A 15,068-nucleotide genomic window follows, 5' to 3' on the forward strand; every position below is an offset into this window, starting at 1 on the left:
ACACCCCGCCGGGAGAAAGACGGAGTGCCCTTTTGATCTCTGTGTTGGCTGCGTTGGCAGTGTGCGCACTCGTCGCGCCCGCAGTCATCCATTGGATGGGTACCCGCGGTTTCTACGTTCTCGCACTGGCGCCCCTCGGCGCGCTGATCTGGGTCGTGCTCAACTGGCCGCCGGCCGATGCGGCTGCCGCCCGGGTCGAGACGGTCAGCTGGGTCCCATCACTCGAGATGGACATCGCCACCCGCTTCGACACCCTGACCGCCATCCTGTCGGTGCTGATCCTCGGGGTCGGTGCGCTCGTCCTCTGCTACTGCGCCCACTACTTCGACGACGCCCGTCCCCGCGTCGCCGTGTTCGGCGGGGAGATGGTCGCGTTCGCCGCGGCCATGTTCGGCCTCGTCATCTCCGACAACATGCTGGTGCTGTACGTGTTCTGGGAGCTCACGACCGTGCTCTCGTTCATGCTGGTCGGCTTCTACGGGGTGCGCGCGACGGCTCGACGGTCCGCCACCCAGGCGCTGCTGGTCACCACGTTCGGCGGTCTGGCCATGCTCGTCGGCATCATCATGCTGGGCGAGCGGTCGGGCACCTACCTGCTGTCGGAGATCGTCTCGGCACCGCCGACCGGCGTCTACGTCGACATCGCGGTGGTCCTGCTGCTGATCGGCGCGCTCACCAAATCGGCCATCGTCCCGTTCCACTTCTGGCTGCCCGGCGCCATGGCCGCACCGACCCCGGTCAGCGCGTACCTGCACGCGGCCGCGATGGTCAAGGCCGGCATCTACCTCATCGCACGACTGGCCCCCGCCTTCTCGGTGACGATCAGCTGGCAGATCGCGGTCGTCGGCCTCGGCCTGGTGACGATGGTGCTCGGCGGATGGCGCTCGCTGCGCGAGCTCGACCTCAAACTCATCCTCGCGTTCGGCACGGTGTCCCAGCTCGGCTTCATGGCCGTGCTGGTCGGCATCGGCGACGCGAACGTCGCCATGGCGGGCATCGCGATGCTCGTCGCGCACGCGCTGTTCAAAGCGTCGCTGTTCATGGTCGTCGGCATCATCGACCACTCCACCGGCACCCGCGATGTCCGCAAACTCGCCCGGCTCGGCCACCGTCTCCCGGGGCTGGCGATCACCGCCGCGGTCGCCGGGGCGAGCATGGCCGGCATCCCCGTCACCCTCGGATTCGTCGGCAAGGAAACAGCTTTCGCCTCGGTGTGGGAGACCGGGGCGTTCGTCTCGTGGCAGGCCCACGCCGTCGACATCATCCTGCTCGTCGGCTCGATCATCACCTGTGCCTACACGCTCCGTTTCCTGTGGGGCGCGTTCGGCCGCAAGGTGCGCAGCACCCCGAGTCCGGCGGTCGCCAAGATGCACCCGCCGAAGTGGCCCTTCTACTTCTCGCCCGTGGCGCTCGCCGCGGCCGGTGTGGCGGCCGGCGTGTTCAGCCCGCAGCTAGGCGCTCTCTTCGAGCCGTACGCCGAGACCCTCGATGGGTACGGGCACGAACTCGAGCATCTCGCGCTGTGGCACGGGTTCGGTCTGCCCGTCGTGTTCTCGATCATCGTCATCGTCGGCGGCGCCCTGCTGTTCCTCGGTATCCGCCGGGTCCGCGACCGCGTCTTCGGCTTCCGCCCGCTGGTGAACGCCGACCGCATCTACGACGCAACGCTGCGCGGAGCCGACACCCTGTCGCTGCTGCTGACGCGCAACACCCAGCGCGGGTCACTGCCGGTGACGCAGGGCGTCATCCTGTGCACCGCGATCCTGCTGCCGACCATCGTGCTGTTCGCCGGCGCTCGCGACCGACTGGAGATCGACTACGACGCCAAGCCGGTCCAGCTGGTGATCGGCGGGTGCATCGTCGCCGCGTCGTTGGCCGCCGTGCTGCTGCGCAACCGCCTCGCCGCGACGCTCGTCGTCGGGATCACCGGTTACGGCTGCGCGATGCTGTTCGCGCTGTACGGCGCCCCCGACCTCGCGCTCACCCAGTTCCTCGTCGAGACGCTCACCCTGGTCATCTTCGTGCTGGTGCTGCGCAAGCTGCCCGCCGAACCGGAGAAGCGGCACGCCACCGGGTTCAAGCCGCTGCGCGCCCTCATCGGACTCGCCTTCGGCGCCATGCTGGTCCTGATCGGGTTGTTCGCGGCGTCCGCGCGCTCGACCGAACCGCTCCACGTCGACCTGCCCGAGGCCGCCTACGACTACGGTCACGGCGCCAACGCCGTCAACGTCCTGCTCGTCGACATCCGCGCCTGGGACACCCTCGGCGAGGTGTCGGTGCTCATCGCGGCCGCCACCGGCGTCGCGTCGATGGTCTTCCGCAACCGCCGCTTCGGGGCGGCACCACGCGTGGCCGACGCCGCCCGGTTGCAGGCCGGCGACAACGGGGACGACAGCGACGACGACGATCACGTCCCACCGGACCGCACCACGTGGCTCCTCGGTTCCGGACTGCGCGACCCGCGCCACCGGTCGATGGTTCTCGAGGCCACGACGCGATTACTGTTCCCGACGATGGTCGTGCTGTCGATCTACTTCTTCTACGCCGGCCACAATGCGCCGGGCGGTGGCTTCGCCGGCGGCCTGACGATGGGTCTCGCGCTCGTCCTCCGCTACCTGGCGGGCGGACGCTACGAACTCGGTGAGGCGCTGCCGATCGAGCCCGGCCGCATCCTGGGCGCCGGCCTGGCCGTCTCGGCGACCACGGCGATCGTCTCGATGTTCCTCGGCGCCCCCGCACTCTCGTCGGCGGTCTTCGAGGTCACCGTCCCGGTCCTCGGCAACATCAAGTTCGTGACCGCCCTGTTCTTCGACCTCGGCATCTACCTGATCGTCGTCGGGCTCGTCCTGGACGTGCTGCGAAGTCTCGGCGCGCGTCTCGATGTGGAGACCACGATCGCCCGCACCGCGGCGCGCATCGAGAACTCGCGTGGCGACACCGCGGCGGACGACGCCGCGAGTACCACCGGCGAGCAGGTGAGCCGATGACCACGAATCTCTCGCTGATGCTGGTCGTCGGCGCGATGGCGGCTTGCGGCGTGTACCTGCTGATGGAACGCAGTCTGGTCCGGATGCTCTTCGGGCTCCTGCTCGTCGGCAATGCGCTCAACCTGATGATCATCGTCGTGTCGGGCGGCATGGGGAACCCGCCGATCATGGGCCGGTCGTCGGAGAACCGGGCGTCCGACGCCGATCCCCTCGCGCAGGGCATGGTCCTGACCGCGATCGTGATCATGATGGGCGTCGCCGCGTTCGTCCTGGCGCTGGTCTACCGGCTGTTCGTGATCAATCGGGACGACGACGACGTCGAGGACGACGAGGAGGACGTCAAGATCTTGAGCGGATCGCTGGGGACGGCACCCGACCGCGATCGCAGCGACGATCCACTGACCCACTCCGACACCCCGACCGGCGATCACTTCGACGACAAGGGCAATCCGCTCACCGCGGAGGAGGCCGCCGCCCGGCACGCCGCGCTCTACGAGACCGACATCATGCCGACGGACTCCGACGTCGTCGACGAGATCGGCGGCGCGGAGGAGGAGCCCGATCCCGAGACCTCGGCGCAGACCGCCGCCCGCGAGGACGGGCCGGACGTGTACGGGCCGGGCGAACTCGGTCCCGACGAGGTGGGTCCCAAGTCGGCCGTCGCGCCTCCCGACGGGTCCGGCGAGGACGACGCCGACCCCGACGTCATCGACCAGCGCGAGATGCCGGACCGCGACGTGGTCGGGCCGGACAAGAAGAAGCACGCCGACGAGGACGGGGGTGACCGATGACCCCGCAGGAGTCATGGATCCCCGTCCTGATCACGCTGCCGACGCTGGTGCCGCTGGGAGCTGCCGCCGTCTCGCTGCTGCTCGGCCGCAGCCCCAAGATCCAGCGGGCGGTGTCGATCGTCGCCATCACCGTCGCGTTCGTCGCGTCGTGCCTGATGCTGTACCTGACCGACCGCCACGGGACCTTCGCGGTCGCGATCGGCGGCTGGGGAGACAAGGGCTACCCGAACGGACCGCTCGGGATCACGCTGGTCGTCGACCAGCTCGCGGCCCTGATGCTCGTCGTCTCGACGATCGTGCTGCTGTGCGTCGTCGTGTACGCGATCGGGCAGGGTATCCGTGACGGCACGGCCCAGCAGCCGACGTCGATCTTCCTGCCGACCTACCTCATCCTGACCGCGGGTGTCTGCAACGCGTTCCTCGCCGGCGACCTGTTCAACCTGTACGTCTCGTTCGAGATCCTGCTGACCGCGAGTTACGTGCTGCTGACCCTCGGGGCGAGCGCCGAACGTGTCCGAGCGGGCGCGTCGTACGTGATGGTGTCGATGGTGTCGTCGCTGATCTTCCTCGCGGGCATCGCGTTCGCGTACGCGACGACCGGCACCCTCAACCTCGCCGAGATGGCCGTGCGCCTCGACGACGTCCCCGACGGGACCCGCAACGCGCTGTTCGCGGTGCTGCTCGTGGCGTTCGGCATCAAGGCCGCGGTGTTCCCGCTGTCGACGTGGCTACCCGACTCCTACCCCACCGCGCCGGCACCCGTCACGGCGGTGTTCGCCGGCCTGCTCACCAAGGTCGGTGTGTACGCGATCGTGCGCGCCCACTCGCTGCTGTTCCCCGGCGGCACGATGGACGCGGTGCTGCTGGTCGCCGGCCTGTTGACGATGCTCGTGGGCATCTTCGGCGCGATCGCCCAGGCCGACATCAAGCGACTGCTGTCGTTCACCCTCGTCAGCCACATCGGCTACATGATCTTCGGCATCGCGCTGTCGTCGGACCTCGGGATGTCGGCGGCGATCTACTACGTCGCCCACCACATCCTCGTGCAGACGACGCTGTTCCTGGTCGTCGGCCTGATCGAACGTCAAGCCGGTTCGGCCTCGCTCCGCCGCCTGGGCGGGCTCATCGCCAGCCCCCTGCTGGCCGTCCTGTTCCTGGTGCCCGCGCTAAATCTCAGCGGCATCCCACCGTTCTCCGGTTTCATCGGCAAGGTCGCCCTCCTCGAGGCGGGCACCCAGGACGGGTCCGTGCTGGCCTGGATCCTCGTCGCCGGGTCGGTGGTCACCAGCCTGCTCACCCTCTACGTCATGGCCCGCATCTGGACCAAGGGATTCTGGCGACCGCGCGCCGACGCCCCCGAAGGCGATCTCGCCGACAAGGGCCCGTCCGCGCTGATCGACGAGAGCGCCGACGACGCCGCGTTCTCCGACCGTGAGGACGTCGGTCGGATGCCCGTGATGATGGTGCTGCCGACGATGGCGATGGTGGCCGCGGGACTCGTGCTCACCCTCTGGGCCGGGCCCATCTTCGACTTCACCGACCATGCGGCGACCGACGTCGTCGACCGCGCCGTCTACGTCGACGCCGTGCTGGGAGTGGGTGGTACCCGATGAGCGCGCAGGATCGAGCCGACGACCGCGCCCGCGGAGCATCCGCGGCGCCCAAACGGCGGCCGCCGGTCGTCTCGACCAAGGGACCGGTCCTGTCCCTGATCATCAACGTGTGGCGCGTGTCGCTGCTGTTCGTCTTCTGGCACTTCGTCGCCGCGCTGGTGTGGTTGCGCACGCACACCCGTGTGCCCAGGTGGCTGGGCAGCGACGGCCGCGAGGTCGCGGTCCGGTTGTGGACCATCGCGTGGCTGACGTTCGTCTGGGTCCTGCTGTGGGGCACGCCGTCCTGGGCAAATGTGATCGCAGGGATCGTGCTGGCGATCCTGGTGCTGACGGTGCTGCCGTTGCCGCGGGTCCCGGTCGAGGGCCGTATCCATCCCCTGTCGGTACTGCAGCTCGTCGGCCGCCTGATCGTCGACTTCTTCGTGTCGAGTGTGCAGATCGGCTGGATGGCCATCCGTCCCGGCCGGCCACCGCTGGGCGCCGTGGTACGGGTGCGCGTCGCGATCAAGTCCGACATGGTGCTGACCCTGGCCGTCGACTACCTCAACCTGGTGCCGGGCACCATGGTCCTGGAGATCGACCATCGACGCCGGATGCTCTACGTGCACGTCTTCGACGTCCGCTCGGAGAAGAAGGTGCGGGCCTTCTACGATCAGGTCGCCTATGTCGAGCGGATGTTCATCAAGGCGTTCGAGCGGGACAGCGAATGGCATCCGAGTCCGTTCCACGGCATCGACGAGGACTTCCACCACGTCCGCACGGTGGACCGGTCGGTGGACAACGCCCGGTCGATCGACGACACCGAACCGGAACGTCGACAGGGCGAGCCCGAGCGGGAACGAGGTGACTCATGAGCTACGTCTGGACGATCGCCGCCGCCATGCTGCTCGTCGCCGCGGTGCTGACGATGATCCGCATCCTGCGCGGCCCGACGACGCTCGACCGACTCGTCGCACTCGACGTGCTCATCGCGCTGTGCATGTGCGGCCTGGGGACCTGGGCAGCGTTCAGCCGTGATTCGACGGTGGTCCCGGCGATCGTGGCCCTGGCCCTCCTCAGCTTCGTCGGGTCGGTGTCCATCGCGCGGTTCCGAGTCCGGGACGACCAGACATGATCATCGACATCATCAGCGCGACGCTGCTGCTCCTCGGATGCCTGATGGCGGTCACCGCCGCCATCGGACTCGTCCGGTTCCCGGACACCCTGAGCCGGATGCACGCGGCCACCAAACCGCAGACCTTCGGCCTGCTCCTCATCCTGCTGGGCGCCGTGCTCCGGCTCGGCGACAACGTCGACAGCGGGATGCTGATTCTCGCCGGGCTCTTCGCCCTGATCACCGCGCCTGTCGTGGCGCATCGGATCGGCCGGCTCGCATACCAGGAGCAACGGGCCCGCGACGGGCTCATTGATCAGCGGGACATGGAGTCACCGGACCGGGACTGACTGCGGACCGATCGTCCGACGCCCCTCGCGCCTCACGGACCAGCGCGAGCGCGGTGTCGATGCCCCGGGCGGCTTCCCCGGGAACCACCCGCACGAGCGCGAGTGCGGCGATGACCAGGGCCGTCACGGCGTCGGCAAGGACTGCCTGTCGATCGTCATCAAGCTCGGGCGAGCTGGCCCGCACACCGGACCCCACCGCCCCCCGCAGCTCGTCGCGATAGGCGGCAATGGTCCGGGTGACGGCAGCGTCGCGCCCGATGGGGGCACCGGCGGTGTTGATGAGCAGACAGCCCTCGCGCGCCGGGGAGGTGTCATCGGTCAGCGCCGATCGCAGCCCGCTCAGGTAGTTCTCGACGGCGTCAGGCGCAACGGTGCCGCCGGTCAGGGGACGCAGCCGCGGGCGGACCACCTCGTCGAGATAGCTCTGTACGGCGGCGTCGAAGAGACCCCGCTTCGATCCGAAGGCATGGTAAAGACTCGATCGACCGATCGGAACACTATTCTCCCGACGGGCCCGTCGACAAGGAGGAGTACGAAATGGTCATCGCAGGTCTGGTGCTCGCCGCGATCGCGGCGCTCGTCCACGTCTTCATCTTCTATCTGGAGTCCATCGCATGGACGAGCGCGCGCGCACGCGCGACGTTCGGCACCGGCACGGTGGAACAGGCGAGCGCACAAAAGGAACTGGCGTTCAACCAGGGGTTCTACAACCTGTTCCTCGCGATCGCCGTGTTCGTCGGGATCGCCTTTGCCATCGGCGGATCCATCGCGATCGGCGCAACACTCGTCATCACCGGCACAGCCTCGATGGCGGCCGCGGCACTTGTGCTGGCGCTGTCGAGCCCCGACAAGATCGCGGCCGCACTGAAGCAGGGTGTGGTTCCCGCTCTCGGAATCGTCGTGCTCGCCATCGGTCTGGCCATCTGAGCCCGGGCCCTGCCTCCCGGATCTCGCGCCGACTGAGATCAGGGAGCGTCCAGCTCGGCGACCACCGACGCGACCACCTCGCGTAGCGAACCGGTGCGACGATGCACGTCACGCTGCCGCTGATAGCTCGCGCCCTGGGCGATGATGCGCTCGACGCCGGCCAGCTCGTCGACGCAATCGAGCTCGCGCGCAATCGGTTCGAGACGTTCGAGCAGAGCGGTGAGGTCCTCGGTCACGAGTTTCTCGGTGCAGTCGGAGTCGAGGATGACGATGGCGTCGAGTCCGTAGCGGGCTGCCCGCCATTTGTTCTCCTGGACGAGCCAGGGCGCCATCGTCGGCAGCTTCTCACCCGCCGAGAACCGCCGGTCCAGGTCGACGACCAGGCAGTGGATGAGTGCCACGATCGCCGACAGCTCGCCGAGGTTGGTCATGCCGTCGCACACGCGGACCTCGATGGTCCCCAGATGCGGGGAAGGCCGGATGTCCCAGCGGATCTCGTTGAGATGGTCGATGATCCCGGTCGTCTTCTGGTCTGCGACGAAGGCCTCGAACTGCTCCCAGGTCTCGAACTGGAATGGCAGCCCGGCGGTCGGGAGTTGCTGGAACATCATGGCGCGATTGCTCGCGTATCCGGTGTCCTGACCGGCCCACATCGGCGACGACGAGGACAGCGCGAGCAGGTGCGGATAGTAGTTCAGGAGCGCGTCGAGAACGGGTAACACCTTGTCGCGGTGGCTGATCCCGACGTGGACGTGCACGCCCCAGATCAGCATCTGCCGCCCCCACCACTGGGTGCGCTCGATCAGCTCCGCGTATCGGTGACCCTCGGTGAGCAGTTGGGTCGAGTACTCCGCGAACGGATGCGTACCGGCGCCGTACAGATCGACGCCGAGGTCCTCGGTCAGCCCCCGCACCACGCCGAGCGTGCCCGTGAGGTCGGCGATCGCCTCGCCCGCGGTCCGGCAGATGCCGGTCACCAACTCGACGGTGTTGCGCAGCAGCTCCTTGTGGATTCTGCCCGCGAAGTCGGGATGGTGTTCGCCGACGGCGGCGAAGAGCGCCGCCGCCGAGTTCGACAGGTCGCCGGTTCCCTTGTCGGTCAGGGCGAACTCCCATTCGACCCCGAGGGTGGGGGTCGGTGACCCGTCGAACTCGATCGGTGTCATGTGCTCAGGTGGCGTCGGACGGCGCCAGAACCCCTAGCTCTCCTCCTCGATGACACCGCACGCGATGCGTGCGCCGGCGTCGCCGGTCCGCAGGGTGTCGGGGTTCGGTCCGCCCGGGTACTTGTCGGCCGGGATGTTCCCGAAGTTGTCGGGCTTCTCATGGATCATGATCGACTTGCCGATCAGCTGCTGGATCGTCACCGCATCGGTCGTGGTGACCGTCCGGCCGGTGTGGTCCTCGAGGATGTTGATCGAGATCAGATCTCCGCTCGAGGGATGGTCGGTGTTGCCGTCCACCTGCAGGTGTCCGCCCGCCGAGGTGAACGCCTGCGAGCCGCCGGCGCCCGCGTCACAGGTGCCGGTCTCGTGGATGTGCATGCCGTGGAACCCGGCCGGCAGCTCACCGGCGGTGACGCGCACGTTGATGGTGACCGGCTCGGAGGTCTCGGTGGCCGCGGAGATGTGGGCGTGGCCCACGACCTCGCCGGAGGTGTCCTTGATCTCGGCGACGGCGATCTGGCCGCTGGGCTCGCCGTCGACGTCGTCCTCGGCGCCCGGCGGGAGCGGCGCATCGCTGACGACGGGCGGCGTCGTGCCCGGGACGTCCGTGGGTTCCTGGTCGGGGCTGCACCCGGCCAGTGTCACGCCGATCAGTCCTGCGGAGAACAACGCGGCGAGAGCGCGGGGCGCGGCGAGTGTGGAACGTCCGGACATGTCACTCCTTGGTTGGCGGACAGTGGTTTTCGGTAATTCTCGGTTCAGCTGTTTCGTAATTCAGAGGTTCGCGGCTCGGCCCGGGTCATGCGCCGCTGACCGCGGTCACCACGACCACCGGGATGCCGCCGCGGCACCGGGTGAACGAGGCCGGCCGCTCCTCGACCGCGACCTGGCCGCCGAGTGCCTCGGCGACCTCGTCGGCCTGGGCCTTGTCCGTGTCGTCCTCATGGAAGACCGTGTTCTCGCTGAACCCGCCCGCGGTGTAGTTGCCGGGCTCCGCCATCTGGTAACCCCTGGCCTCCAGCAGATCGGTGACGTCCGAGGCGAGGCCCGCGACCTGGCCGGCGTTGATCACGCAGAGCCGCTTGTCGGTCGACGCCGCACTCGTGGACGCCGGCGTCGACGTGGGCGACGAACTCACGGTCGTCGCGGCTTCGGTCGTCGGGGCGTCGTTCCCGGCGGTCGCCGCGGAATGCCAGCCGAGGCCGATGAAGACCACGGCGACTGCGAAGAGCATCATCGCCCCCGCACGAAGCGGCAGGCGATTGGGCTCACGATCTGCATTCATCACCGACGACCTTAACGCACCGCGCGAGGGCGACCGGGTTCAGCGTCTCAGGTGATCTCGAAGCCCAGACGGCGCGCCGCACGGGCCTTCTGACGGGTCGCGCGCAGGCGCCGGAGCCGCTTGACGAGCATCGGATCGGCCGCGAGCGCCTCCGGCCGGTCGACCAGCGCGTTGAGCACCTGGTAGTACCGGGTCGCCGACAAACCGAACAGCTCTTTGATCGCTTCTTCCTTGGCGCCGGCGTACTTCCACCACTGGCGCTCGAACGCGAGGATGTCGTGTTCGCGGCGGGTCAGACCGTCCGCACCGACCTCGTGCGGATCGACCGGCCGGCCTGCCGCCCCGGCCTCTGCGTCCTGGCCGGGGGTGGGTTGATCGCCCTGTTTCTGGCTACGCGCAGCTGCGCCGTCCATCTCACTCCCTCAGATACCAGTCGACGACCTCACACCACCGCTGACGTGCACCTATTCGCGATGCGACGCGGGCGCGGACGTCTCCTCACGGAGACGAATGACAGCGGTGTGGTTCGCAGCCAATCTAACCACGGCGGGCCGGTCCGATCGCGGTGTGACTCGCCACGGCGCGCATCACGACCATTCCGTCGGACGGCGACCGCTGTTAGGCTGCCCTCACTCATCCCTGTCCGGGATGGGTCGAGGCGGGGGGACAGAGATGACGACGGTCGGGATGACGACAACCGGATCCGGGGTGGCGAGGACCCGGCGAGCAGTGATGGGAGCCATCGCGGCGCTGGCCTCCACGGCCGCCGTCGCGACCGCGGCACTCGCCGCGCCCGCTGCCGCCGCGCCCGCCGAGCGCGTCGTGGTCATCGTGCCCGGCCAGCAGCTCTACGCCGGCAACGCGCAGAACGAGGAGACGTTCCGTCCGCTGGCCGAGGCGATCCGCGCCGACGGGAACACCGTGGTGTACGCGCACGCCGGGGGACGCGACGTGGCGTCCGACGCCCGGCTGATCCAGCGGACGATCGCACCTTTCGTCGGCACCGCGAAGTCGATCGGGCTCGTCGCCCACAGTGCGGGCGGGCTCGGCGCCCGCCACTACCTGAAGTTCCTCGGCGGGTCCGACGTCGTCGACGAGTACGTCGCCATCGGGACCGCCCAGTACGGCTCGCCCGGCGGTTGCGCGCAGCCGCGCGACGGCGGGTACGACACCTGCATGTACGCCGACGCGGTCACCGAGCTCAACCGTGGTCCCGACGCCCCCGGCCCCACCCGGTACTCGGTGGTGCAGAGCGACGGCGAATGGACCGACGGGCGCCTCGACGGCACCGCACAGTGCCGCGCATACTCCCCGGTCCCCCTGGCGAACACCGGGTACGACCACGTCATCGAGATGCGCGACCCGACGATCATCGCCAACGTGCGGACGTCGCTGCGCGGGTCGTGCGCGGGCTCGGTGGTGACCGAGCCGGTCGACAGCTTCGACTGGCAGTCGACGCTGTTCCCCGGCATTCCCGGCCCTGCCGGTGACGCCATCCGCGACGCCGTACCCGGCGTCGTTCCTGCGCCCTGAGCAGCGCTAAGGTGATCGCCATGGCGATTCTCCCGATCTGCATCGTGGGCGAGCCGGTCCTGCACCAGCCGACCACTCCGGTCCCCCTCGACGCGGACGGCCGTCCGTCCGATGAGGTCGTCGGCCTCATCGACGACATGTACGAGACCATGGACGCCGCCCACGGTGTGGGCCTGGCCGCCAATCAGGTGGGCGTCGGGTCCCGGGTGTTCGTCTACGACTGCCCCGACGGCGACCGCTCGGCGGCCCGCCGCCGCGGCGAGGTCATCAACCCGGTCCTCGAGACCTCCGAGATCCCCGAGACCATGCCGGATCCAGACGACAACGACGAGGGATGCCTGTCGGTGCCGGGTGAGCAGTTCCCCACCGGCCGTGCCGACTGGGCCCGCGTCACCGGCACTGACCGGACCGGCACCGAGGTCGTCATCGAGGGCGAGGGGTTCTTCGCCCGGATGCTCCAGCACGAGGTCGGCCACCTCGACGGCTTCCTCTACGTCGACGTGCTCGTGGGGCGCAACGCCCGGGCCGCGAAGAAGGCGATCAAACGCAACAAGTGGGGGGTCCCCGGTCTGACGTGGACGCCCGGCGAGGTCGCCGACCCGTTCGGGCACGACGACGACTGATCTCGCTTCCGCGTGGAGGTCTCATTGTCGGGTGCCGTCGCTGGCGACCGCGTCGTCGTTCGCTATCTGCTGGGCGATGCGACCCCCGCCGATTGGCGGGGAGATCCCGCGGCCGCCCGGTCGGACGTGACGGGCGTCCTGCTCGACGACTCCGACCCGCTGCGGATACGACGCGACGACGAGGAGTTGTCGATCCCGTTCGCGGCGATCACCTCGGTGCGTCTGTTGTCCGCGAAACCGGTGCGCAACAGCGAGATCCGCGCGCTCGAGCACGCCGCCGCCGTCGCCTGGCCCGGTGTCGAGACGGAGTGGGTCGACGGCTGGCTCCTGCGGGCCGGTCACGGATTCAGCAGACGCGCCAACTCAGCTGTGCCCCTTGAACGCCACGCACGTCCCGACGCCGCGACCCTGCGACATATCGGTGAGTGGTACGCCGACCGCGGACTCCCTCCGCTCCTCGCCTACCCGGATCGCCTCATCCCGTCGGGCTCCGTTCCCGGAGACCCCGGGGTCGAGGTACAGATGCTGACCGCCGACCTGCCGGGGCTCCGCGCGCGCACCGGCGAGATGCACGGACGGACAGTACAACTCGATCCGCAACCGGACGCCCGCTGGTTGAGCGCATACGCCGGTGGGCGCGCGTCGCGCGGACTCGACACCGTGGCCGGCGTCGTGACCGCCGGGGACGGCCCGATGACCTTCGCGACCGTCGACGACGCAGCAGCGATCGGGCGGGGTTCGGTGACCGAGTCGCCGGACGGACACCGGTGGCTGGGGTTGACCGCCCTGTGGACCGACCCGGGCTCGCGCGGGGGCGGGCTATCCTCCGCGGTGGTCGCGGCGCTGACGGCGTGGGGGGTCGAGCAGGGCGCCGACTCGGTCTACCTGCAGGTCGAGTCCACCAACCGGTTGGCCGGATCGTGGTATCGCCGCCTGGGTTTCGGGCTGCATCACACCTATCGCTATGTGACACCGCACGTGCCGGCCGCGTCGGAGGACATCCGATGAGGATCGCCACCTGGAACGTCAACTCGATTCGCGCCCGGTCCGAGTCCGTCGTCGCCTGGGCGGAGACCGCCGGCATCGACGTTCTCGCGATGCAGGAGACCAAGTGTCACGACGACGCGTTCCCGCTGATGAGTTTCCTCGCCGCCGGTTACGACGTCGCGCACGTCGGGCAAGGCGCCTACAACGGTGTCGCGATCGCCTCACGGGTCGGGCTCGACGAGGTCGAGATCTCCTTCGACGGCGTGCCGACGCACCCGGTCGACGGCCAACCGATCCGGGAGGCTCGGTCGATCTCCGCGCGCTGCAACGGTGTTCGCGTCTGGAGTCTCTATGTACCCAACGGCAGGACACCCGACGACCCGCACTACACCTACAAGCTCGCCTGGCTCGACGCGCTGCGGAATCACGTCACCCTGCGGCTGGCCCACGACCCCGCCGCAGACATGATGCTCGCCGGCGACTGGAACGTCGCCCAGACCGACGACGACGTGTGGGATCGCGAGTACTTCGAGGGACGCACACACGTGACCCCACCCGAACGCGCCGCAGTGCAGGGGTTCCTGGAGGCCGGCCTCGTCGACTCGGCCCTTCCGTACGCCCCGGGGTACACCTTCTGGGACTACACCCAGCTGCGGTTCCCCCGGAACGAGGGCATGCGCATCGACTACGCGTTCTGCTCGCCCGCTCTCGACACCCGCATCATGGGCGCCGTCGTCGATCGCGCCGCGCGAAAAGCGAAGGGCGCCAGCGATCACGCCCCCGTGGTCTTCGACGTCGCCGACTGATCGCGGCTGCGCAACACAACTACTCCCTCAGGTGCGAACCTCCCCATGCTCCCTGAGGTGCGAGGAGCGATAGCGACGAGCCACGAAGGGCGCGGCGAGATGCGTCGCGAGGCCCTTCGAGGCTCGCTTCGCTCGCACCTCAGGGAGCAGGGGCGCCGTCAGGCGAACGACTTCCCGACGATCCAGTAGGCCTGGGATTTCACCGACTTCTTGGGAATCCCGTAATCGTCCCTGAACAATCCGGCGACCGTGCGGGTGTTCGTGGAATCGAGTGCAACCCAACCGAAGTGGTCGGCGGCGGCGAAGGCGGCGGATCGGACCGCGTCGACGAGGGCCGCGCCGTCGCGCTCACGCGGGAGCCAGTGCACCGTGTCCTGTGTGCGGGCGCGCAGCGGCAGCGACCTGTCGCTCTCGTGCTGATACTCGAACCAAATCGTCGCACCCGCCCCGGAGTCGCCGAGCGAGTCCAGCAGCGAATTGATCGCCGGCAGCGAGGCGGTGTCGCCGGCGATGAGCCATCCCGCCGGCGCGGGGTCGGGGATCGCGAACTTCGAGCCCATCAGGGTCGCGCCGATGGCGTCACCCACATGTGCGTCCTGAGCCCATCGGGCGGCGGTGCCGTCGTGGATCGCGAACTCGATGTCGAAGGTGTCCGTCGCCGGGTCGGGATCGACGAGCGTGTACCCGCGCTGATGCAGCTTGCCGCCGTCGGCGAACCAGAGGCGCACCCACATGGTCGGGTGGATCGCGGAACCGGCGAGGAGCCCGCCACCGTGGAAGCGCAGTCGCAGATAGTGATCCGTCACCGCCTCTTTGCCGGTGAGGGTGAAGGTGAAGTCGTCACCGCCCAGGATCTTCATGACGGCGCCCTGCCAGCCGCGCCCCTTCGTGGATACCTCGCTCATGT

General features: G+C 68.9%; 17 protein-coding genes. 11 read left to right on the forward strand and 6 right to left on the reverse strand.

All coding sequences use genetic code 11. The features are described from left to right. Positions 1-32: 32 nt before the first annotated feature. From FFS52_RS01405 to mnhG, 6 genes are read left to right on the forward strand one after another with little or no spacing between them, the layout of a single operon-like run. Entirely contained in the window at positions 33-2,987 is a 2,955-nt protein-coding gene (locus FFS52_RS01405) for a Na+/H+ antiporter subunit A (protein ID WP_137808585.1), read from the forward strand. Beyond that, on the forward strand, positions 2,984-3,778 hold the full coding sequence (locus FFS52_RS01410; RefSeq protein WP_137808586.1) for a Na(+)/H(+) antiporter subunit C: 795 nt from the start codon (positions 2,984-2,986) through the stop codon (positions 3,776-3,778). The genes FFS52_RS01405 and FFS52_RS01410 overlap by 4 nt, the downstream gene beginning before the upstream one ends. Then, complete coding sequence (locus FFS52_RS01415; RefSeq protein WP_137808587.1) at positions 3,775-5,391, forward strand: Na+/H+ antiporter subunit D; 1,617 nt, start codon at positions 3,775-3,777, stop codon at positions 5,389-5,391. Before FFS52_RS01410 ends, FFS52_RS01415 begins: the two co-directional genes overlap by 4 nt. Then, entirely contained in the window at positions 5,388-6,245 is an 858-nt protein-coding gene (locus FFS52_RS01420; RefSeq protein ID WP_137808588.1) for a Na+/H+ antiporter subunit E, read from the forward strand. Before FFS52_RS01415 ends, FFS52_RS01420 begins: the two co-directional genes overlap by 4 nt. Beyond that, positions 6,242-6,505 carry a monovalent cation/H+ antiporter complex subunit F gene (locus FFS52_RS01425; RefSeq protein WP_058251350.1) on the forward strand — a complete coding sequence of 88 codons (264 nt, stop codon included), beginning with the start codon at positions 6,242-6,244 and terminating at the stop codon, positions 6,503-6,505. The genes FFS52_RS01420 and FFS52_RS01425 overlap by 4 nt, the downstream gene beginning before the upstream one ends. After that, positions 6,502-6,834, forward strand: coding sequence for a monovalent cation/H(+) antiporter subunit G (mnhG, locus tag FFS52_RS01430; protein ID WP_137808589.1), 333 nt, complete (start codon positions 6,502-6,504; stop codon positions 6,832-6,834). Before FFS52_RS01425 ends, mnhG begins: the two co-directional genes overlap by 4 nt. Here the strand turns inward: mnhG and FFS52_RS01435 are convergent. Beyond that, on the reverse strand, positions 6,794-7,243 hold the full coding sequence (locus FFS52_RS01435; protein ID WP_137808590.1) for a hypothetical protein: 450 nt from the start codon (positions 7,241-7,243) through the stop codon (positions 6,794-6,796). The two genes, mnhG and FFS52_RS01435, sit on opposite strands and share 41 nt — an antisense overlap. Before the next feature lie 128 nt (positions 7,244-7,371). On the opposite strand from FFS52_RS01435, the gene FFS52_RS01440 reads away from it, so the two are divergent. After that, the gene (locus FFS52_RS01440; protein WP_137808591.1) at positions 7,372-7,761 is read left to right on the forward strand and encodes a DUF1304 domain-containing protein; all 390 of its coding nucleotides are present in this window, start codon (positions 7,372-7,374) and stop codon (positions 7,759-7,761) included. Between the two features lie 38 nt (positions 7,762-7,799). Here the strand turns inward: FFS52_RS01440 and FFS52_RS01445 are convergent, their stop codons facing one another. From FFS52_RS01445 to FFS52_RS01460, 4 genes are all read right to left on the reverse strand, one after another. Further along, positions 7,800-8,927, reverse strand: a complete 1,128-nt coding sequence (locus tag FFS52_RS01445; protein WP_058251353.1) for a glutamate--cysteine ligase — start codon at positions 8,925-8,927, stop codon at positions 7,800-7,802. Between the two features lie 33 nt (positions 8,928-8,960). Next, the gene (locus tag FFS52_RS01450) at positions 8,961-9,641 is read right to left on the reverse strand and encodes a superoxide dismutase family protein (protein ID WP_058251354.1); all 681 of its coding nucleotides are present in this window, start codon (positions 9,639-9,641) and stop codon (positions 8,961-8,963) included. An 85-nt stretch (positions 9,642-9,726) separates the two neighbouring features. Further along, positions 9,727-10,212 carry a LytR C-terminal domain-containing protein gene (locus FFS52_RS01455; RefSeq protein ID WP_065630470.1) on the reverse strand — a complete coding sequence of 162 codons (486 nt, stop codon included), beginning with the start codon at positions 10,210-10,212 and terminating at the stop codon, positions 9,727-9,729. A gap of 47 nt (positions 10,213-10,259) precedes the next feature. Next, positions 10,260-10,625 (reverse strand): DUF3263 domain-containing protein, encoded by a 366-nt coding sequence (locus FFS52_RS01460; RefSeq protein ID WP_137808592.1) that lies wholly within the window; start codon positions 10,623-10,625, stop codon positions 10,260-10,262. 274 nt (positions 10,626-10,899) lie between these two features. Between FFS52_RS01460 and FFS52_RS01465 the strand changes: the two genes are divergently transcribed. The 4 genes from FFS52_RS01465 to FFS52_RS01480 are packed head-to-tail and all read left to right on the forward strand — an operon-like array spanning position 10,900 to position 14,161. Then, positions 10,900-11,745, forward strand: coding sequence for a lipase (locus FFS52_RS01465; RefSeq protein WP_137808593.1), 846 nt, complete (start codon positions 10,900-10,902; stop codon positions 11,743-11,745). Between the two features lie 20 nt (positions 11,746-11,765). Further along, positions 11,766-12,368, forward strand: coding sequence for a peptide deformylase (locus FFS52_RS01470; RefSeq protein ID WP_137808594.1), 603 nt, complete (start codon positions 11,766-11,768; stop codon positions 12,366-12,368). A gap of 24 nt (positions 12,369-12,392) precedes the next feature. Continuing rightward, the gene (locus FFS52_RS01475) at positions 12,393-13,376 is read left to right on the forward strand and encodes a GNAT family N-acetyltransferase (RefSeq protein ID WP_249356567.1); all 984 of its coding nucleotides are present in this window, start codon (positions 12,393-12,395) and stop codon (positions 13,374-13,376) included. Beyond that, on the forward strand, positions 13,373-14,161 hold the full coding sequence (locus tag FFS52_RS01480; protein ID WP_137808596.1) for an exodeoxyribonuclease III: 789 nt from the start codon (positions 13,373-13,375) through the stop codon (positions 14,159-14,161). Before FFS52_RS01475 ends, FFS52_RS01480 begins: the two co-directional genes overlap by 4 nt. A gap of 158 nt (positions 14,162-14,319) precedes the next feature. Here the strand turns inward: FFS52_RS01480 and FFS52_RS01485 are convergent, their stop codons facing one another. Next, positions 14,320-15,066 (reverse strand): siderophore-interacting protein, encoded by a 747-nt coding sequence (locus tag FFS52_RS01485; protein ID WP_137808597.1) that lies wholly within the window; start codon positions 15,064-15,066, stop codon positions 14,320-14,322. Positions 15,067-15,068 lie beyond the last annotated feature (2 nt).

Origin of the sequence: Gordonia sp. ALPHA1B1, assembly GCF_005502615.1 — a bacterium.
Lineage (GTDB): Bacteria > Actinomycetota > Actinomycetes > Mycobacteriales > Mycobacteriaceae > Gordonia > Gordonia hongkongensis.